This window comes from Prevotella sp. OH937_COT-195 (assembly GCF_003932845.1).
GTDB lineage: Bacteria > Bacteroidota > Bacteroidia > Bacteroidales > Bacteroidaceae > Prevotella.
The window spans coordinates 1-20,538 of record NZ_RQZH01000032.1; the positions used below are offsets into that span (position 1 = coordinate 1).

16 protein-coding genes and 1 other RNA gene are annotated in these 20,538 nt (G+C 45.0%); 13 read left to right on the top strand and 4 right to left on the bottom strand.

The window, feature by feature from the left end; all coding sequences use genetic code 11:
- The first annotated feature begins 302 nt into the window (after positions 1-302).
- From EII32_RS10280 to EII32_RS10290, 3 genes are all read left to right on the top strand, one after another.
- Complete coding sequence (locus EII32_RS10280; RefSeq protein ID WP_233582379.1) at positions 303-1,340, top strand: DUF285 domain-containing protein; 1,038 nt, start codon at positions 303-305, stop codon at positions 1,338-1,340.
- Between the two features lie 550 nt (positions 1,341-1,890).
- An RNA gene (rnpB, locus tag EII32_RS10285) (RNase P RNA component class A) lies at positions 1,891-2,286 on the top strand.
- Positions 2,287-2,329: 43 nt separating this feature from the next.
- Positions 2,330-2,737: a YkvA family protein gene (locus EII32_RS10290; RefSeq protein ID WP_125235318.1), complete on the top strand. Its 408-nt coding sequence runs from the start codon at positions 2,330-2,332 to the stop codon at positions 2,735-2,737.
- 149 nt (positions 2,738-2,886) lie between these two features.
- Here EII32_RS10290 and EII32_RS10295 read toward each other — a convergent pair whose 3' ends face one another.
- Both EII32_RS10295 and EII32_RS10300 read right to left on the bottom strand, forming a co-directional pair.
- Positions 2,887-4,509, bottom strand: a complete 1,623-nt coding sequence (locus EII32_RS10295; protein WP_233582380.1) for a hemin receptor — start codon at positions 4,507-4,509, stop codon at positions 2,887-2,889.
- 44 nt (positions 4,510-4,553) lie between these two features.
- On the bottom strand, positions 4,554-5,552 hold the full coding sequence (locus tag EII32_RS10300) for a hypothetical protein (RefSeq protein ID WP_125235320.1): 999 nt from the start codon (positions 5,550-5,552) through the stop codon (positions 4,554-4,556).
- Positions 5,553-5,732: 180 nt separating this feature from the next.
- On the opposite strand from EII32_RS10300, the gene prmA reads away from it, so the two are divergent.
- Positions 5,733-6,611, top strand: coding sequence for a 50S ribosomal protein L11 methyltransferase (gene prmA / locus EII32_RS10305; protein WP_125235321.1), 879 nt, complete (start codon positions 5,733-5,735; stop codon positions 6,609-6,611).
- A 10-nt stretch (positions 6,612-6,621) separates the two neighbouring features.
- Here prmA and EII32_RS10310 read toward each other — a convergent pair whose 3' ends face one another.
- Together EII32_RS10310 and EII32_RS10315 are read right to left on the bottom strand one after the other, a co-directional pair.
- Positions 6,622-7,425: a glycoside hydrolase family 25 protein gene (locus EII32_RS10310; protein WP_125235322.1), complete on the bottom strand. Its 804-nt coding sequence runs from the start codon at positions 7,423-7,425 to the stop codon at positions 6,622-6,624.
- Positions 7,426-7,551: 126 nt separating this feature from the next.
- Positions 7,552-9,192, bottom strand: coding sequence for a diphosphate--fructose-6-phosphate 1-phosphotransferase (locus tag EII32_RS10315; protein ID WP_125235323.1), 1,641 nt, complete (start codon positions 9,190-9,192; stop codon positions 7,552-7,554).
- A 225-nt stretch (positions 9,193-9,417) separates the two neighbouring features.
- On the opposite strand from EII32_RS10315, the gene EII32_RS10320 reads away from it, so the two are divergent.
- From EII32_RS10320 to EII32_RS10360, 9 genes are all read left to right on the top strand, one after another.
- Complete coding sequence (locus EII32_RS10320) at positions 9,418-9,690, top strand: hypothetical protein (RefSeq protein ID WP_125235324.1); 273 nt, start codon at positions 9,418-9,420, stop codon at positions 9,688-9,690.
- A 9-nt stretch (positions 9,691-9,699) separates the two neighbouring features.
- Entirely contained in the window at positions 9,700-10,254 is a 555-nt protein-coding gene (locus tag EII32_RS10325) for a 1-acyl-sn-glycerol-3-phosphate acyltransferase (RefSeq protein ID WP_125235325.1), read from the top strand.
- On the top strand, positions 10,254-12,938 hold the full coding sequence (locus EII32_RS10330) for a fibronectin type III domain-containing protein (protein WP_125235326.1): 2,685 nt from the start codon (positions 10,254-10,256) through the stop codon (positions 12,936-12,938). Before EII32_RS10325 ends, EII32_RS10330 begins: the two co-directional genes overlap by 1 nt.
- Before the next feature lie 21 nt (positions 12,939-12,959).
- Positions 12,960-13,262 carry a hypothetical protein gene (locus EII32_RS10335; protein WP_125235327.1) on the top strand — a complete coding sequence of 101 codons (303 nt, stop codon included), beginning with the start codon at positions 12,960-12,962 and terminating at the stop codon, positions 13,260-13,262.
- 8 nt (positions 13,263-13,270) lie between these two features.
- Positions 13,271-15,097 (top strand): YgiQ family radical SAM protein, encoded by a 1,827-nt coding sequence (locus tag EII32_RS10340; protein ID WP_125235328.1) that lies wholly within the window; start codon positions 13,271-13,273, stop codon positions 15,095-15,097.
- A 171-nt stretch (positions 15,098-15,268) separates the two neighbouring features.
- The gene (locus EII32_RS10345; protein ID WP_125235329.1) at positions 15,269-16,879 is read left to right on the top strand and encodes an ABC-F family ATP-binding cassette domain-containing protein; all 1,611 of its coding nucleotides are present in this window, start codon (positions 15,269-15,271) and stop codon (positions 16,877-16,879) included.
- A gap of 109 nt (positions 16,880-16,988) precedes the next feature.
- Complete coding sequence (locus tag EII32_RS10350) at positions 16,989-17,597, top strand: nucleotide exchange factor GrpE (protein WP_125235330.1); 609 nt, start codon at positions 16,989-16,991, stop codon at positions 17,595-17,597.
- Positions 17,598-17,609: 12 nt separating this feature from the next.
- A complete protein-coding gene (gene dnaJ / locus EII32_RS10355; RefSeq protein WP_125235331.1) occupies positions 17,610-18,782 on the top strand; it encodes a molecular chaperone DnaJ in 1,173 nt (390 codons plus the stop codon).
- A 187-nt stretch (positions 18,783-18,969) separates the two neighbouring features.
- The gene (locus EII32_RS10360; RefSeq protein ID WP_125235333.1) at positions 18,970-20,211 is read left to right on the top strand and encodes a bifunctional folylpolyglutamate synthase/dihydrofolate synthase; all 1,242 of its coding nucleotides are present in this window, start codon (positions 18,970-18,972) and stop codon (positions 20,209-20,211) included.
- Positions 20,212-20,538: the final 327 nt, after the last annotated feature.

The window sequence follows — 20,538 nt, forward strand, 5'->3', positions numbered from 1 at the left end:
AAAACACATTATTATATATATAAACGAAAAATGAAAAAAGAAAATGAAAAAAACAACAAGAATAAAAACAACAACGGAATACAAGGCGGAAAATGAAAAGGTCCGGAAAAAGAAATAAAAGAGCATCGCGGTCTTGTATAATATATGCATGACACTTTCTCACCTTAAAACTTGCAATATTAGAGAAAAAAGATTTATATTTGCAACAAAAATAAAGAATCATCAAAATTCGACAACCATGAAGAAAACGATAGAACAAAACACGGCAGACAGGAAAAGGGTTAAAGAAGGGATGTAAAACTATGAACAAAAAATCATTACTCACACTTGTCATCGCAACAATGGCTACGATGATGTCTGCCCTGCCACAGTCGGCACAAGCACAGAAAAAAGAAGCATACGTGATGAAAAGTAAGTACGGAACAACCTTGACTTTTTATTACGACACACAGAAAGGGTCACGTCAGGGTACGGTATACGGAATCAACGAAACACAGATCGACAAGTATGGTAAATTATATCCGGTATGGAGCGGGATTTTTAACACTAATTACATACCTGTCAACAAGGCTGTTTTCGACTCGTCTTTCAAGGATTACCGACCAAAGACCACCAAAAGATGGTTCAGTTATTTGAATTCTCTAAAACAGATTATAGGCATGAAAGAACATCTAAACACTTCCGAAGTGACTGACATGTCCGAAATGTTTTACGCCTGTATAGCCATAACCTCGATTGATGTCACGGGATTCGACACAAAAAACGTAACCGACATGGGTGATATGTTCGCATACTGTAGACATACGAATTCGCTTGACGTTTCGGGTTTCAAAACGGGAAACGTTACCAACATGCGCAAAATGTTCTGTGGCTGTAAATCCCTAACTTCCTTGAATCTCTCAAGTTTCAACACAGAAAACGTTACCAGTATGAGAAACATGTTCGCCAACTGTAAATCCCTAACCTCGCTCGACCTATTGAAATTCAAAACGGCGAAAGTGACTGACATGACCGACATGTTCTTCTTCTGCACTTCCTTGACCACCATCTATTGCAACGATGATTGGAAGCGAGACGGAATAAAATCAGAAGGAATGTTTAATAACTGCACAAAACTTAAGGGTGCGGTGCCATACGACAATAACAATACCGATATGTCGATGGCAAACCCCGATAATGGCTATTTCACAAAGGTTTCCACGGGAATATCTTCGCCAGGGACAAATGCCACCATCAAGGTCGTTTACTCCGCGGACGGCATACGGCAGAAGCAGATGCACCACGGGCTTAACATCGTAAAAATGAGTGACGGAACAATGCGGAAAATATTCCGCAAATAACATCAATAATCCACCGCAACACAATGTCGTTGCGGTGGATTCTGTTATTAATTACCACAAACAAAGAGCAAACACACATTAACATGTCACGGCAAATGTCGGCATCGTGGTAATTCAGGCGGATTTGTAGAGCAAATTCGGCGAAATTGCAATGCAAAACCGCCTAAATTGTCCGTCATTATGGCACAAAAAGGAAAAAGGAAAAGAGGAGTTCTGAAAAGAAGAGTTTAAAACCAACCATATCATGTCATAATAATAATCAGTTCATCAAAAAATAATTATATTATCACAGTTTATTTTTATGTGACACGAAGAAATTTGTTAAAAGAAAGTCACATGCAAATTCGCAACGAAGAGGCATTGTTTGGCAATTAAAGATGTCAGTTTCAATGTTGGAGAATATTACAAATGCAGTCATTGGAGTCATTTATAAAGCGGCAAAGGTTTTAAAAGGCATTTACCGATAGTAAATTACAAATCTCTACTTAACAATGATTAATATTTGAATATTTGTGGGTTTAGAAAAAATCTGCTAACTTTGCAAACGAAAGCAGCGTTCCGGCTCTGTCGCTTGTGTCGCTTTAATGGCATTACACAAGAGGAAAGTCCGGGCAGCACAGGGTGCCCCACTTCCGAAAATAGAAGTTGTTGGCAACAGCAAGTAAGGGCAGAAGAAAATAACCGCCATGCCCCATCTGTAAAGGTGTGACATGGTAAGGGTGAGAAGGCGGTGTAAGAGACCACCAGACGACGGGTGACCGTTCATGCTGTGTCCACTGGGGGCTGCAAGTTCATGTAAACCGTCGTTGAGGGTTGCCCGCCCGACTTATTCCGACGGAGGGTAGAACGCTTTAGGTACGGGGTGACTCGTATCATAGATAGATGACAGGCATCGCGGGCTGTAATGCCTACGAAACGGAACCCGGCTTACAGGGACACTGCTTTCGCTTTATATAAGAAATCGTATCTAACAATAAAAAAATAAAGTAATGGAATTACCCGATTTTATGTCATATTCGGATAAATTCTCCAATGGAGACTTTATCGAAAAAGTGCAGCGCATTGCAAAACGCGCGGGAAGTAAGTTGGTATATGGTTCGCTACTGCTCTACTACACGATACAGAGCGACAAGGTGTCGCGCACGGACAAAGCGATAATAATCGGCGCACTGGGTTATCTCATCAGTCCGCTCGATGTAATGCCCGATGCTATTCCCATCGTGGGACTTGCCGATGACATGGCAGTCCTCGTTTATGTACTGAAGAAAGTATGGTCGCTAATCTCCGACGAGGCTCGCGAGAAAGCCAAGGAGAAAATGAGTCAGTGGTTCGACGAGGACGAAATGGAAGATGTTGACAATCTCCTTAATGACCGCGAGCAATACACAGAGGGATAAGACATTATCAAAAACCTTAATAAAAACAAAACGGATAATCATCGTTGTTGCCATGATAAAGGCACGATGATTATCCGTTTTTAGTTTTCTTACATCAAGACGAGTGAAAATGTGAAATACTCCACTCTGTCATTTCTATATTATAACAATTAGAATCTGTATCCGAACGTCAAAAGTACTTTGTGACGTTTGTTGTTGACAGTCTTAACATCAGGAACATTATTGTATTGCATTATCTCCCCGGTAACGCTGTTGGTAAATGTCTTGTCGCTTCCCGAATAACTCATGAACGGATGAAACTCTCCTTCTTGCACACTATATTGATAAGCAAGGTCTATGTTCATGCTGCCCACCTGCCAACCAAGACCACAAGTAATGCGGTTCGCCGATTTCCAATTGGTATAATCGGTGGTGGAAGCATAGTAAGAGCCCGGCGACCATATCGTACCATCTTTGAAGCCATTTTCGTTATACATCGCACTTACATAGTTGTAACCCATACGCAGTGCCAATTCCGGTATTGGTTTGAACTCCGCACCAAGTTTGAGTGTACTTACTCCTTTAAGCGAATATTCCGTATTTTCGTTCATGTAAACATCAGAAGAACTCGTCTCATAATATGTGTCATACCACCAATCGTAACCCTCGCCATCGATTATGCGGTTGTCTAATTTGGCATAATCGGCATATTCATACGAAGCACCGAGTGCGAGATAGTTTCCCACAGTATGCCCGACAGATGCTCCCAACCTCCACGGTGTGTTAAACTTGAAATCATACTTGTCATTCGATCTGCCATTGTCGTATGCCCCATATTTGGTATTGTTGGTAATCGTGGTATAATTCTGCGTACTGAGGTCGTAGAACGTAGGCGTTGCCAAAAAGAAGCCGATGCGGAAAGGTGAAAATTCTATCGGTCGGAATATGATTCCGATTTTCACATCGAATCCGGAGCCGGTAATTTCGCGTTCATCGCCGATGAGTACATTACCATTTCCTATGGTTTCGGAATATTCGCTGTAATTCTTGTAGTGTATGTCGTAAATACCGAACGACATTCCGAGAAATATACGGTCGTTAAAATTTCCGCTGACATTGAAATCATATTCGCCTATATATCCCTTGTTGGCACGATTCATGGCGAAACTTGTGGCATCATACGGATTGAAATCGAGCACGGTTTTTCCATTTTCTTTAACCTCTCGCGTCAACAATGCGTTATAGTAAAGATAGTCTATTTGGCTGTATGTCGATGCAGACTTGCCGTTTTTATCATATCCGTGGATACCCTTGTCGAGACTCCCCTTGGGATAGAACACACCTTCTACCTGTTTCAGGTATGATAGTTTGTTCTGCGAAGCCCCGTTAAGTTTCCCCGCTGCCTTTAATATATAATTAAAATCTCGGCTTTTGTGATAGTTGAAACCGAAATTAAAGAAAGAGGATCTACCCGACGGAGAACTATATACGAAGCCTATTTGGTCGAAACTTGCGTGCGAAGTGGTTCCGTCATAAAACTTGACGGCATCCTGCTGACTTACGAATCCTGCCGAAACACTTGCCACGGAACGGCGGAAAAGTCCCAATCCTGCCGGGTTTGTAGATATAGTGGAGATGTCTGCTCCGAGTGCTTCCATCGCTCCTCCCATTCCGACATAGCGCGCAGTTCCGTTTAAATCTTGTGTTGCAATATTGGCATTCTCGTATGTTTCTTGAGCCATTGCAGGCAAAGACATTACTATTGCCAAAGATGCATAAAAAAGTTTCTTCATGGTTATTTATCTTTTTATTTTTCAAAAACTACTATAAGTTATTTCTATCTGCGCCCACCGAAGTGACCACCGCCTCCACCACCGCTGCGGCTTCCGCCTCCGAAAGAACCGCCTCTGCTTCCGGATGAGAAACTGCCACCGCCTCTGTTGCCGCCGTACGAACCGCCACTACCACTGTTGTTATTGACAGAAGTATCTATCCTGCGGTTATTACCCGTACCAAACGTTCCGTTGCGAGAGTGTCCCTGTCGGTCTCTTGATGTATTGCGGTTGAAATTGTCGTTATTGTTTCCGTTTGGATATGACGATGGTCGGCGTGTACCAAACGAGTTATTCCTGCCTTGACGCGAGCCGAACCCACTCCTTGCCGACGACGTTGTGTTTCGCCTGCCGGAGAAACCACCGCGATGCCCTTTGCCAAACGATCCGGTTCCGCGCCCTGCAATGCCTTTACCGTTGTTGTAATCTATATATATACCACCATATAACGGATAGTAACCACCATACCAACCTCCATACCAAGGATTATACCAAGGGTAGTATGGGTTATACCAACCATAATAATGCGGGTAGGCAAAACCATAATAGCCGTACCAATCGTAATATCGTCTCCAACGCGGCCACAAGTAAGGGTTGTGATAATACGAACCATAATAACCTGCATACCACGGATCGCACCAATAATAGTCATCGAAACGGCTCATTCTTCGACTGTATTCATACTCGTTTTCACTATCAAGTTCGGACTTCAAGAAAGTGCTGTCATCATCTTCAAGTCCCGAATGGAACTCGATGATGTCGTTTCCGAGAGAATCGACACCGGTTGTTTCACAGTAACTATGCATTGGCCGCCTGTTATACTCGTCTACATCTCTTGCAGAGCCTGAATTATAATCAACATCATAATTCCTATTTGCAGAAGGTCGGCGTGCGTCCTGCTGTTTCTGACTCTTTTTCGGCGTGAAATAGAGATCGTCGCTTTGCGCCTGCATCACAATTGGTATCAGGCTTGCAATTAGTGCAATCAAAATATACTTCTTCATATCCTATATTGTTATTTTTTAATCTGCGTTAATCCGTTTCAACTATGTTCCATTTGCAAAAATATATTGATTTAACATGCAAATATAAGGAAAAACCCTAAACCATGATAGGTTTTTCCCTATTTTTTTGTAAATTTGCAACTGCAATTTTACGTTTTGACACTATAAAAAATATTCAATATGAAATACACGGAGGTAGTTTTTGAATTTTATGATGACAATAAAATTAGGATAGAAGATCCACATCTGCTTACCACGGCACGCGACATAACGGCCTCGCTTGCCGGAGCCGTGGGGTTTGACAGTTTCGTAGAGACAGACAATGGAATGAAAGGCTACATACTTGAAGAGATGTTCCACAAGGACACACTTGATGAATGTATTGCAGATTTTCCCATTGATAATATAAGTATAGAATACTCTTACGGTGAAGCGGAAAACAAAAATTGGAACGAGACATGGGAGAACGGAGGCTTTGATCCGATCAATATAGACAACAAATGTATTATACACGACATCTCTAACACCCACGATATTCCGGCAGACATTATGGACATAGCGATTGATGCGAAGCAGGCATTCGGCACGGGGAACCACGAGACTACAAGAATGATAGTAAGCACGATGCTCGGAATGGAAATGCGGGGGAAACGTTTGCTCGACTGTGGATGCGGCACGGGGATATTGTCTATCGTGGCAGCAAAGAACGGAGCCGACCAAGTTACGGCATACGACATTGACGAGTGGAGCGTGGAAAACACTGCACACAATGCAAAACTGAACGGTGTCGGGGGAAAAATCGAGACGCTTCTCGGAGATGCCAACGTGCTGACACATGTATCCGGAGTTTTCGACATAATAACGGCAAACATCAACCGCAACACTCTGATTGCCGATATGCCGAAATTCAAAGAGGTACTCGCCTCGGGAGGAGTGATGATACTCAGCGGATTTTATGAAAATGACATAAAAATGCTTACCGACGAGGCCTGCAAACTCGGACTGGATTGCGAGGAAAAGAATACCGATAACGGCTGGGCTATGATTGTTCTGAGATGACCTCGCCCGGTTAGTCGATTGTCAGTTGCTGAAGGTCGTAATAACTACCGTTGTATATATTCAAGTCAACATTGCCCTTTATGCCCTGCAATCTGCCGGCATCGGTGTGTTGCCAGAATTTCCAAGCTCCTTTATATTCTACCTTGTCAACATAATAGTGGGCAATCCAATACGGATAATCCTCGAACACCGGAGTATCAAGATATTCTGTTTTAAATTTATAATAAGTATATATTATGGGCTTCACATGGTAATGGTCTTCAACGATATGAAGCCATGTCAGAACATCTCGTCGGAAATCTTCCACCGTTACGTTCTTCGGTTTGTGTTCCACATCGAGTACCGGAGGCAGGTCGCCTTCAAGCAGTTTCACATTCTTGAGAAAGAACTGTGCTTGTTCGCGCGGACCTGACTTATTGCTCCAAAAATGATATACTCCGCGAATAAAACCATGTTCGCGCGCGTTGTAAAAATTAGATTGAAATTTTTTGTCTATACGGGAAGAGCCTTCTGTGGCTTTCATTATGACAAACCTCACGGGGTGACCTTGTATGGTGGCCTCCTGAAGTTCTCTCCAATTGATGTTGCCTTGATAGTGACTTATGTCTATGCCGTGTATCTCATAGCCTTCGGGGTAGTCTGTTTCTCCGTAAATGGCTCGCCAACGAAAACTGTAAGGACTGATGAAGAAATAGTAGAAAGCGGCGATATATGCCACAACCACCAATAAACCGCCCAACCACCATGACCATGCGGGCAACAGTCTGAAGAAAGATTTCTTCTTTTTTCTTTTGTATCGTCGTTTGTTTGCCATGAGATAAACCTGTCATGAAATATGTGATTGGGAAACAAAAACATTTATGACCGGCACGAGAGAAATTGTTTTTCTTTCTCTATTGCATATCATTCCATGCTGTTTCCCAACCACATACAACAAATATCATTTTTTTCTCTGTTCGAGTTCGAGTGTCATGGTAGGTTTGTTACACACTTCGGACGGTCCCCAATACTGTATCGGTCCGGGATATACGAAACAAGTGTTCTTAGACCACTCGCCCCTTTGCTCTTCAAAAGCTTTGAAAGGTGCTCCTTCAAGGTCAACGAGAGCCTTGCGTATTACAGGTTTCCGCTTTCCGCTGCGTCGCTCCATGTTCATCATCATGGTTATGGGCACTCCTCCTGCAATCCATTCTTCTGCCGGAGCGGTGGTGTTTTTGACTATCGCCATGTAACCGGTCTTGCCGTTGGCAATAAGTTGCGCCGCGCTCGTTCCAAGTGCATAACAGTAGTCTGCATCGAAATTGGAAGGTGCTGCGCAACGTCCTTCATAGCCAAAGAAATGATGCTGTGTGGCAAATTTCCCGTTGAACATGCCCGTTTTACGCCAACGCTCAAGTTTGGTGGCAACCATGGACGATAGCAGTTTCTCTGTCTCGATAAAACTTACGAGTACATTTCCGTGTGGGTCGCGATCGAGTGCCAACTGATGCGCCACGCTGGTGGGCAGCGAGTTGAACACTGCGAGATTTTCGTCTGACATCTGCTGCTTGACAAAGTCAATCTGCTCGGTGCGACCGATGATGTTTGCATCCGGCATTGAGAGAACATCGTTGAGTTCGGCGATGAGTTTCTTTATGGCCGGTATGAATTCGATGAGTCCTTCCGGAATTATTACCGTACCGAAATTTTCTCCCTTCTCAGCCCTGCGGGCAACCGAGTTTGCGATATATGTCACCACATCGTCGAGTGTCAAATCTTTCGCCTCAATCTCCTCTGAAATAAGACAGATGTTCGGCTGTGTCTGTAATGCGCACTCGAGAGCTATGTGTGAGGCCGAGCGTCCCATTACCTTTATGAAATGCCAGTATTTCCGTGCCGAGTTACAATCTCGTTCGATGTTTCCGATAAGTTCCGAATATGTCTTGCATGCAGTGTCGAAGCCGAATGACGTTTCAATCTGTTCGTTCTTCAAATCGCCGTCTATGGTCTTCGGACAACCTATTACCTGCACACCATAATTCTTTGCCGCATAATACTCTGCAAGGATACATGCGTTGGTGTTTGAGTCGTCACCGCCTATTATTACTATTGCTTTTATGTCTAATTCGCGTATTATCTCGATACCTTTTTCAAACTGTTCTTCCTTGTCAAGTTTGGTTCGTCCCGAGCCAATCATGTCGAAACCACCGGTGTTACGGTAGTCGTCGATGAACTCTGCGGTAATTTCGAGATAATCGTGATTTACCAATCCGTCCGGACCGAGTATAAAGCCGAACAGTCTGTTCTCCGGATTAAGTTTTTTGAGTGTATCGAAAAGACCGGTTATGACGTTGTGACCACCGGGAGCCTGACCTCCTGAAAGGATTACGCCCACATTCATCTTTGCATTATTTTCCTTATCACTCTTTTCGAACTCGATGAGCGGCATTCCGTAGGTATTCGGGAAGAGTGCCTTGATTTCATTCTGGTTGTCAACACTTTGAGTTGGCTCACATTCTTTTACCTTAACTGCTCCCTGAAGTACTTTCGGCAACTTTGGCAAATAAGCAGCACGCGCTTGCTGCAAAACATTCTTTTTCATCTTAACTAAAAATAATTAATCCTTTAAATGTATATCCTTTTATCTATAATCTAAACTCGAATGCAAAAATAATGTTTTTTATGACACGGAGAAAGAAAAGACATCTAAAAAACCTTATTTTAAGTTTTTTTCTCGGCAAAACACTTGTATTATTCAAAAAACAACTATATTTGCAATACATATATGACAGTAGGCACTAATTTATATAGAAAGGAGCATTTATTTATGACGAATAAAAGAAAACTAAAAAAAGCGATTAACAAGATCTGTAATGATTTGTTTGCAGAGTGCATCGCATATTCATTATACAATGGGAAACATGACAATGAGAATGTCGATACGATTTTGGCTTCAATAATAAACATAAACAGCGACTTTGTCAAGAGAATTTCGCATCCCGAACCGGGTATGAAACCCAAGTCGTACTACAAGAAAATACTAAATGATTTTGATAAAAGTATTTACGAAGTCATTGACAATATATGCAATTTAGGATAACGAAAAATAATGATAGAGAAATTTTGTGGGTGGATATTATATAAACACATGGGGTGGAAAAAGGAAATTACCGAAATCCATCCCGACAAATACATAATATGCCTTGCACCTCATACAAGCAACTTGGATTTCTTAATTGGCCAACTATACATGAGAGCCGAAGGAATGAAATCTAACTTTATGATGAAAAAAGAATGGTTTGTCGGACCGCTCGGAATATTTTTCAAGAAGATCGGGGGGATTCCGGTGTGGCGCAGCAAGAAATCAAGCCTTACTGACAACCTTGCAGAGACGGCAAAGAAAGAAAAGACATTCAGTCTCTGCATAACGCCGGAGGGGACACGCTCGAAAAACTCTGAATGGAAGAAAGGCTTTTATTTCATAGCACAGAAAGCAGAAATACCAATATTGTTATATGCCGTTGACTATCAAAAGAAACTTATACAATGCACGAAAACCATCGTGCCGAACGGTGATGTGGAGGCACAGATGCGCGAGATAAAACTATACTATAAAGATTTCAAAGGCAAACGACCCGAACTTTTCAGCATAGGAGAAGTGTGATGAAGAAAAAAATCCTATACATTGTCATATCAACCGCATTGCTCGCCGGTTGCATTTCTCAGAGAAGGTTTATCAATCAGCCAAGAAATGTGGAAATACGTTCCGGCATCTTGTCAAATGCGGGAACTCCGATTGGAGCGTCAAAACGTGAATATGTGAGCCGCAATTCTAATTGGGGAGTGGAATATACGGGCGAACAATGGGTTAGAAACATGTCCAAACCTGTTAACATAACCGAAGGACTTGTCAACCGACATTTATCGGTAACACCAAGCCACGGAAGATATTACGACAGAGGTAAAGGATACTGGAAATGGCAACGCCCGGAATTGTTCTGTACCACCGAGGATTTATTCACGCAAACCATAGTAATTCCATACCTCATACCGATGCTCGAGAATGCAGGGGCAACAGTATTCACGTCGAGGGAACGCGATTGGCAACGCAACGAAGTGGTCATAGACAACGACGACTCGTCACGGCAACCTTATTACATCGAAACAAATACCAACCACCCGTGGCGTGATGCCGGTGTGGAAGGCTTTGCTTCGCGCCGCGGGGAATACATAAACGGGGAGAATCCGTTCGTGGAAGGAACTGTAAGGATAGCACGGACATCGAACAGGAGAAACAAGAGTTTCATAACATACAAACCAAATATTCCCAAAGAAGGAAGATATGCAGTGTATGTGAGTTACGCAACACTGCCGAACAGCGTCGACGATGCAGAATACATAGTATATCACAAAGGCAAGAAGACTGTGTTCCACGTAAACCAAAAGATGGGCGGAGGCACATGGGTATATCTCGGAACATTCGGTTTCGAACAAGGTTGCTCGGCGAGAAACTGCGTGGTGGTTACCAACGTTAGCGATAAGAATGGTGTGGTGACATCCGATGCGGTTCGCTTCGGAGGAGGAATGGGTAACATAAAGCGAGAAGGAACTACAAGCGGTCTGCCACGATGTCTCGAAGGCTCGCGGTATAACGCGCAATGGTCTGGTGCGCCGGCAAGTGTATATAATGCCAAAGAAGGGCAAGACGACTACACAGACGATATAAACACTCGTTCGCGAATGACAAACTGGTTGGCGGGAGGCTCATGCTATGTCCCCGGCATTACCGGACTGCGCGTACCGCTCGAACTCTCGCTTGCCGTGCATAGCGATGCGGGATTCTGTAACGACTATTCGTCTGTATTCGGTACGCTGACCATCTGTACCACCGATTTCCACAACGGCGTGCTTAATTCGGGAATATCAAGGAATTACTCTAAAGATTTCGCAACCTCTCTGCTTTACGACTCGCAACGCGACCTTAGCAATGCTTTCGGCTCGTGGACGGTTCGCAAACTTTATGACCGCAACTACTCTGAGAGCAGACTGCCCGAAGTGCCTTCGGCAATACTTGAAACATTATCGCATCAAAACTTCCCTGACATGAAATACGGACAAGATCCGAATTTCAAGTTCACTTTTGCCCGATCCATATACAAGACGATACTGAGATTCGTTTCAGGAATGCACAACACTCCATACACTGTACAACCATTGGCTCCCGACGGATTCAACATACAATTTACGGGAAGAAACCGTGTCAGACTGCGATGGAAAGCCGTAAACGACAAGAATGAACCGTCGGCAAAGCCCACTTCATACATTCTTTACACAGCAGTTTCGGGAGGAGAGTTTGACAATGGGCAACCGGTAAACGGTACATCGTGCCAAATTGAACTGCAACCCGACATTATTTACAGTTTCCGTGTTACTGCGGTAAACAAGGGCGGCGAGAGTTTCCCCACAGAACAGTTGTCTGCCGCCTGCCACGAGGGAGCCACACGCACAGTAATGGTAGTGAATGGTTTTCGCAGGTTGTCGTCTCCCGCAATACACGAGACTGATAGCGAACAAGGATTTAACATGGCAGCAGACCCGGGCGTAACCTATGGCTCCACGGCCGGTTGGTGCGGCGAACAGACTGCTTTCGACAAAAACAACATTGGCGTTATAAGTTCCACGGGGTTGGGATTCAGCGGAAATGAATTACAAGGAAAGTTTATTGCCGGCAACGATTTCAACTATACCACTACTCATGCAGAGGCCATAATGTCTGCGGGGAAATATAATGTGGCAAGTTGCTCGGTAAAGGCTGTTGAAAACGGAGAAGTAAATCTCGATGACTACTATTGTGTTGATCTCCTTCTCGGACTTGAGAAAGACGACGGACACTCACTTTTACGATACAAATCGTTCAGCAGTAAAATGCAACGGCTTTTGACAGACTATACCCACAGCGGTGGCCGACTTCTTGTCAGCGGGTCGTACATCGGCTCAGACATGACAACAGACACCGAGAAAGATTTTCTACGCAACATACTTAAAGTGAACAACAACGGAGAATCCCCGTCGCGATACCATACCAACATAACCGGCATGGGTACATCGTTCGACATATATCGCACACTGAACGAAGACCATTACGCCGCCACATCACCCGATGTACTACATCCCGCAGGCTCCGCTTTCTGCGCATTGTTATACGGCGACGGACGAGGAGCCGGCGTGGCATACGACGGGCGCGACTACAAATCGTTCGTAATGGGTTTCCCGTTCGAGTGCATCATATCACACTCAAAGCGCAATGCCGTCATGCGGGGCATTATGTCATTCCTTATGAAGGATTAAAAACAAACAAAAAACGCAACAATGAAGATACAAGCAAACGCTTCCGGAACAAGAAGCATTGAGGTAACAGAGGAGCACTTGCAGACAATAAATAAATATTCGCTGCTGAAGAACCTTGTTGACAGCAACGGTATTATAGACGAAACGGTACTCGACAAACTCAAACTTAACGTTCGTTCGATACTTGGGTCGCAGCCTACATCGGACAAAAGTCTGCTCGACCTTTGTCTCGATGTAATCTACAACCCTGACATGAAAGCACTCGGACTGCACAACCTCGTGTTGCTATACATCGAGCAAACACAGAAAGGAGAGAACGAGTAGTAACGCAAATGCCACAACTTACCGACTTTCTTCCTACTACAAAGAAAGAAATGCAACTCCTCGGATGGGACGTTGCAGATGTCATATTGTTCTCGGGAGACGCATACATAGACCACCCTTCGTTCGGGGCGGCAGTAATAGGGCGCGTATTGCAGAGCAAGGGATACCGCGTCGCCATCGTTCCGCAGCCAGATTGGCACGGAGACTATCGTGACTTCAAAAAACTGGGACGACCGCGACTGTTCTTCGGCATATCGCCCGGGTGCATGGACTCTATGGTAAACAAATATACTGCCAACAAAAGACTGCGTTCGGAAGACGCATACAGTCCCGACGGGCGGCACGATTGCCGTCCGGAATATCCCACGGTGGTATATACCAAAATACTGAAAGAATTGTATCCCGACGTGCCGGTCATACTCGGAGGCATAGAAGCATCGTTGAGAAGGCTCACACATTACGACTACTGGCAAGACCGACTACGCCGCTGCATATTGTGCGACAGTGGCGCCGACCTTCTCAGTTACGGCATGGGAGAAAAAACAATAGTGCGCATCGCGGAGGAAATAGAGGCAGGAAAGAATGTCAACGAACTGCGCGAACTGCCGCAGACGGTATTTCTCGCAAGGAAAGAAAGCATACCCAACGGTATCAACGACGACGACATAGTACTGCACTCGCACGAGGAATGCCTTCGAAACAAAAAGGCAGAGGCAGAGAATTACATGCACATAGAAGAAGAGTCTAACAAGATGCACGCACAGAGACTCATTCAAAAAGTGGGAAACGTATATGCCGTGGTTAACCCGCCGTACCCACCAATGACAACCGAAGAACTCGATGCATCGTTCGACTTGCCTTATACACGTCTGCCGCATCCGAAGTACAATAATAAGAGGATACCTGCATACGAGATGATAAAACACTCGGTGAACCTGCACAGAGGCTGCTTCGGGGGGTGCGCGTTCTGCACCATATCGGCACATCAGGGCAAATTCGTGGTATGCCGGTCGAAAGAGAGCATAATGAAAGAGGTGAAAGAAGTGGTAAAACTACCCGATTTTAAAGGATACTTGTCAGACCTCGGCGGGCCGTCCGCAAACATGTACGGCATGAAAGGACGCAACCAAAAGGCGTGCGAAAAATGCAAACGACCGTCATGCATCAACCCCTCCGTATGTCCAAATCTTAATACCGACCACTCACAACTTCTTAACATATACCATGCCGTAGATGCATTGCCGCAGGTAAAGAAGAGTTTCATCGGGAGCGGAGTAAGATACGACTTGTTGCTGCACAAGTCGAAAGACGAAAAAACAAATGAATCGACACGGCAATATACACACGAACTGATATGCAAACATGTCAGCGGCCGCCTGAAAGTGGCTCCGGAACACACCTCCGACGAGGTACTAAGACTTATGCGGAAGCCGAGTTTCAAACTTTTCGACCAATTCAAACGTGTATTCGACAAGATAAACCGTGAAGAAAACATGCGTCAACAGTTAATACCTTATTTCATAAGTTCGCACCCCGGATGTCGCGAAGAACACATGGCAGAACTCGCCGTGCTTACCAAGAGGCTCGATTTTCACCTCGAACAAGTGCAAGACTTTACCCCCACCCCGATGACCATAGCTACCGAGACATGGTACACAGGCTACGACCCATACACCCTTGAACCTGTATTCAGTGCAAAGACACCACGGGAGAAACTCGCACAGCGACAGTTCTTTTTCTGGTACAAACCCGGAGAGCGGAAAAACATAGAGAAAGAACTACGACGTATCGGAAGACCGGATCTCATAAAAGAACTATATGCCAAGAGACGTTGAGCAACATTCAACCGAATAATGCACACATCCCTGAAAAACAAACATTTCGACGCCGAGACGTCAGCAATGCAAATATCAGAAAAGAGCGGACAACAAGAAATGTAATATCTTGCGTATATAGAAAAAAAGATGTACCTTTGCACCCGAATTATAAAAATAAGGTATTAAGGAATGATAACTCTTTCGAACATTGCCATACAATTCGGCAAGCGAGTATTGTACAAAGATGTAAACATCAAATTCACCAACGGCAACATATACGGTGTCATAGGGGCTAACGGAGCGGGAAAATCAACACTGCTAAAAGCCATCAGCGGAGAATTAGAACCAAATAAGGGAAGCGTGGAATTGGGACCGGGAGAACGTCTCAGCGTACTCGACCAAGACCATTTCAAGTATGATACATACACCGTAACGGACACTGTCCTCATGGGGCATCAACCGCTTTGGGACAACATGAAAGAACGCGAGCGTATCTATGCAAAGTCGGAGATGACCGAAGAAGACGGAAACCGTGCTGCCGAACTCGAGGAGAAATTCGCCGAAATGGACGGTTGGAACGCAGAGAGCGATGCTGCACAACTGTTGCAGAACCTCGGAGTGAAAGAACCGCAACACCAAAAACTGATGTCTGAATTGTCAAACAACGAGAAAGTGAGAGTAATGCTGGCAAAGGCATTGTTCGGACACCCCGACAACCTACTGCTTGACGAGCCAACCAACGACCTCGACCTTGATACTGTGCAATGGCTTGAAGAATACCTCAGCAACGTGGAACAGACGGTACTCGTGGTAAGTCACGACCGACATTTCCTCGATGCCGTATCAACACAGACCGTGGATATTGATTTCGGTAAAGTCACGGTGTTCTCCGGAAACTACTCTTTCTGGTACGAATCGTCGCAACTTGCACTGCGTCAGGCGCAGAACCAACGACAGAAAGCCGACGAGAAACGCAAAGAACTGGAAGAGTTCATACGCCGATTTTCGGCAAACGTGGCAAAGAGCAAGCAGACGACGAGCCGCAAAAAGATGCTTGAGAAACTAAACGTTGAAGAAATACGCCCGTCAAGCCGCAAATACCCGGGAATAATTTTCCAAATGGAGCGCGAGCCGGGAAATCAAATTTTGGAGGTTCATGACTTGAAAGCCGTTGACACAGATGGTACGGTACTCTTCGACAACGTGAATTTCAACATCGAGAAAGGCGAGAAAGTGGTGTTCCTTTCCCGCAACCCCAAAGCCATGACCGCACTTTTCCAAATAATCAACGACAACCGTAAGGCAGACAACGGAACATTTAAATGGGGAGTGACAATAACAACGGCATACCTGCCGCTCGACAACACCGAGTTCTTCAACAACGAACTTAACCTCGTAGATTGGCTCTCGCAGTACGGCACGGGCAACGAAGTTATGATGAAAGGATTCCTCGGACGAATGCTGTTCAAACAAGAAGAGGTGGAGAAGAAAGTCAACATTCTCTCGGGAGGAGAGAAAATGCGATGCATGATTGCAAGAATGCAGTTGAAAAACGCAAACTGTCTTATTCTTGACACACCCACAAACCATCTTGACCTCGAGTCGATACAGGCTTTCAACAACAACCTCGTGCAGTTCAAAGGCAACGTATTGTTCGCAAGCCACGACCATGAATTCATCAACACCGTGGCAAACCGTGTGATAGAATTAACACCGAAAGGAACAATCGACAAACTAACCACCTACGACGACTATATCTACGACGAACAGATTAAAGAACATAAGGAAAAAATGTACTGATACAAAATTGGCACATTATTTGCAATGCACATTTATGACACCTTGCTGCATAACTAACGCGGCAAGCGTGTCATACGCTTTATATTAACGACTTATTACTATCGGAATAATGGATAAAGACGAAAAGAAATTCGAAGCAGAGGGCGCAGAACAGAAAGAAAACGCCCGTAACGAGGCGTGGGAACAGCCCCGGGAAGAGGAACGAGAAATCGACACCAAAGAAACAGTGCAAGACGAAGAGTCCGAAGAAGAAAACAGCGTGGAAAAATCACCGTTAGACAAAGCACTCGACGAAATAAAGGAACTGAAAGAACAACTGCTCTACAAAGCCGCAGAATTCGATAACTTCCGCCGAAGAACGATAAAAGAGAAAGCGGAACTGATACTAAACGGCTCGGAAAAGGCCGTGCAGGCGGTATTGCCTGTCGTAGATGACATGGAACGAGCACTCGAGAACGGAGATAAGACCGACGACCCGCAGGTGCTGAGAGAGGGAATGGAACTGATATACCAGAAATTCATGAAATCGCTCGAAAGCCTCGGAGTGCGGAAAATAGAAACCGCCGACACAGATTTCGATGTCGATTATCACGAGGCCATAGCCATGGTGCCGGGTATGGGAGACGACAAAAAAGGCAAGGTACTCGACTGCGTACTGACAGGATATACGCTTAATGACAAAGTCATCAGGCATGCCAAAGTGGCAGTAGGACAATAAACAGCATTATACATGGCAAAAAGAGACTACTACGAGGTGCTCGGCGTTGACAAGAAAGCATCTGAAGAAGAGATAAAAAAGGCATACCGCAAGATTGCCATCAAATATCATCCTGACCGCAATCCGGGCGACAAACAGGCAGAAGATAAATTCAAAGAGGCTGCCGAAGCATACGATGTTCTGCACGATGCACAGAAAAGACAGCGGTACGACCAGTTCGGTTTCAACGGTCCGGAAGGCATGGGAGGCTTCGAAGGCTTCGGTGCAGGAGGAGGTTTCACAATGGACGACATCTTCTCAATGTTCGGAGACGTGTTCGGCGGACATGGAGGATTTGGCGGCTTCGGAGGATTCGGCGGAAGAGGAGAATACCGCAAACCCGCAAAACACCGCGGAAGCGACCTGCGCCTGAAAGTAAACCTTACGCTACAAGAAGTGGCAACGGGAGTCACCAAGAAATTCAAAGTAAAGAAAGACGTTACATGTCAGCACTGTCATGGCTCGGGAGCAGAAAAAGACAGTGCCGGCGAGACATGCCCCACATGTCACGGCTCGGGCGTAGAGGTGCGCACACAACAGAGCATATTCGGAATGATGCAGACACAGACGGTGTGCCACACTTGCGGAGGCGAGGGAATGGTTATAAAGAACAAGTGCAACCAATGCGGAGGCTCGGGAGTAGTAAAGGGCGAAGAAGTGGTCGAAATATCAATACCCGCAGGAGTGGCCGAAGGAATGGTTGTAAACGTTCCCAACAAAGGTAACGCAGGGAGACGCAACGGTATGACAGGAAACATACAAGTGTTCATAACCGAAGAGAAAAACGACACATTCATAAGAGACGGTCAAGACCTGATATATAACCTGCTGCTCGATTTCCCGACGGCCGCAATAGGTGGAAACGTGGAGATACCCACCATTGACGGTTCGAAAGTTAAAATAAAGATAGACCCGGGCACACAACCCGGAAAAACACTTCGACTGCGAGGCAAGGGACTGCCCGCCGTACAAGGATACGGCAACGTAACCGGCGACGAGGTGGTAAATATCAGTGTATATGTGCCAAAGACACTGAGCCGGGAAGAGAAAGAAACACTTGAGAATTTACAACAGAGCGATAATTTCAAGGGAGACATCTCGACCAAGAAAAGCATTTTCGAGAAATTCAGAAACTATTTCTCATAAACATTGCAAACGAACCGAACATTTGGCACAAGATAACGAAGAGACAGCATGACGATGTGTTCCCCAAAAACAAATTCGGCGGGATTGGTAAGCAATCTCGCCGAATTTGATAAATAAAACAGGCGGATTTGACAAGTGACAGGAAATGTGACGCCAAGCGAACCGCCATTTACCGCAAAACAACATGATGACATACGAGGAAACTGTGCAGTATCTGTACGACTCGGTGCCGATGTTCCAAAACATCGGTGCCGCAGGATACAAAGAGGGATTGCAGAATACAATGACGCTTGACGAGCATTTCGGACACCCGCACCATAAATTTCGGACAATACACATAGCAGGCACGAACGGGAAAGGCTCGTGCTCGCACACCATAGCGGCAATGCTGCAAAGCGAGGGATATAAGGTGGGACTATATACATCGCCACACCTCGTGGACTTCCGGGAACGGATACGCATCAACGGGAAGTGTATCGGTAAACAAGATGTAATAGATTTCGTGGAAAATGAAAGGGCATTCTTCGAACCGTTGCACCCATCGTTCTTCGAACTAACAACGGCTCTTGCTTTCAAGTATTTTGCAGAACAAAAGGTTGATTGGGCCGTGATAGAAGCGGGACTTGGAGGAAGACTCGACTGCACAAACATAATAAGTCCACAACTGAGCATAATAACCAACATATCGCTCGACCACACACAGTTCCTCGGAGACACACCGGCAAAAATAGCGAAAGAGAAAGCGGGAATTATAAAACAAGGCACACCGGTGATAATCGGAGAAGCCGACAGTCAGACAATACCGGTATTCGATGCCGCGGCAAAGAGCAACGAAGCCTCCATAACATACGCAGAGAAATGCAACTACGACGAATACAACGACATAGATTTCGAACTGAAAGGGGCATACCAACAAAAGAACCGTAAAACAATTCTTTGCGCAGCAAGGCAACTCGGCATCTCGCGCGCATCCATAATAAAGGGAATGACCACGGTGTGCAAGACGACGGGATTGACAGGAAGATGGCAGACACTCGGTACGCATCCGCTCGTGATATGCGATACGGGACATAACACCGGAGGATGGAAATATCTCGCCGAACAGATTAAACAAGTGGAATGTGACACGCTGCGCATAGTATTCGGAATGGTTGACGACAAAGATATTGACACTGTAATGGCAATGCTGCCGAAACACGCCGTTTACTATTGGACACAAGCGGACACGAAGCGTGCCGTTGACTGTCGCGAAATCATGAAGAACGGACAAAGGCACAATCTCACCGGCAATCCCTACCCCACCGTTGATGCAGCCTGCCGGGCTGCATTGGCAGATTCCATGCCGTCCGATTTCATTTTCGTGGGTGGCAGCAGTTATATCGTTGCCGACCTGTTATCGGGAAACGGCGCAGGCAATACTTGCACATAATGCAGTACAGACAGAACATATCCGCGATGATTATCCATTCAAGACAATCGTCTTAATCTCTCTCTTCATGCGGATTTAACAAATCGGCTTTACCGCATTTTATATTGTTTCCAAGGAAAAACAGCAGCAAACGAAATAGTAATGAGAGCATTAATGCCTACCGATGCGATAATTCGAACCTAATATGGACATAAAGATGATAAAACGTGATGCCGTCATCAAATAAAATTATATAGTCGCCCCTTAAAAAGTCATTTAATATTTGGTATTCAGTGATATAAATTCCTAAATACTTTGTCAAGTCTGCAATTTTTTGTATCTTCGATG

What these genes read in the sequence shown, in the direction of transcription:
- EII32_RS10280 (WP_233582379.1), top strand. Translation starts at nt 303, where the DNA reads ATGAACAAAAAATCATTACTCACACTTGTCATCGCAACAATGGCTACG.
- EII32_RS10290 (WP_125235318.1), top strand. Translation starts at nt 2,330, where the DNA reads ATGGAATTACCCGATTTTATGTCATATTCGGATAAATTCTCCAATGGA.
- EII32_RS10295 (WP_233582380.1), bottom strand. Translation starts at nt 4,509, where the DNA reads ATGAAGAAACTTTTTTATGCATCTTTGGCAATAGTAATGTCTTTGCCT.
- EII32_RS10300 (WP_125235320.1), bottom strand. Translation starts at nt 5,552, where the DNA reads ATGAAGAAGTATATTTTGATTGCACTAATTGCAAGCCTGATACCAATT.
- prmA (WP_125235321.1), top strand. Translation starts at nt 5,733, where the DNA reads ATGAAATACACGGAGGTAGTTTTTGAATTTTATGATGACAATAAAATT.
- EII32_RS10310 (WP_125235322.1), bottom strand. Translation starts at nt 7,425, where the DNA reads ATGGCAAACAAACGACGATACAAAAGAAAAAAGAAGAAATCTTTCTTC.
- EII32_RS10315 (WP_125235323.1), bottom strand. Translation starts at nt 9,192, where the DNA reads ATGAAAAAGAATGTTTTGCAGCAAGCGCGTGCTGCTTATTTGCCAAAG.
- EII32_RS10320 (WP_125235324.1), top strand. Translation starts at nt 9,418, where the DNA reads ATGACGAATAAAAGAAAACTAAAAAAAGCGATTAACAAGATCTGTAAT.
- EII32_RS10325 (WP_125235325.1), top strand. Translation starts at nt 9,700, where the DNA reads ATGATAGAGAAATTTTGTGGGTGGATATTATATAAACACATGGGGTGG.
- EII32_RS10330 (WP_125235326.1), top strand. Translation starts at nt 10,254, where the DNA reads ATGAAGAAAAAAATCCTATACATTGTCATATCAACCGCATTGCTCGCC.
- EII32_RS10335 (WP_125235327.1), top strand. Translation starts at nt 12,960, where the DNA reads ATGAAGATACAAGCAAACGCTTCCGGAACAAGAAGCATTGAGGTAACA.
- EII32_RS10340 (WP_125235328.1), top strand. Translation starts at nt 13,271, where the DNA reads ATGCCACAACTTACCGACTTTCTTCCTACTACAAAGAAAGAAATGCAA.
- EII32_RS10345 (WP_125235329.1), top strand. Translation starts at nt 15,269, where the DNA reads ATGATAACTCTTTCGAACATTGCCATACAATTCGGCAAGCGAGTATTG.
- EII32_RS10350 (WP_125235330.1), top strand. Translation starts at nt 16,989, where the DNA reads ATGGATAAAGACGAAAAGAAATTCGAAGCAGAGGGCGCAGAACAGAAA.
- dnaJ (WP_125235331.1), top strand. Translation starts at nt 17,610, where the DNA reads ATGGCAAAAAGAGACTACTACGAGGTGCTCGGCGTTGACAAGAAAGCA.
- EII32_RS10360 (WP_125235333.1), top strand. Translation starts at nt 18,970, where the DNA reads ATGACATACGAGGAAACTGTGCAGTATCTGTACGACTCGGTGCCGATG.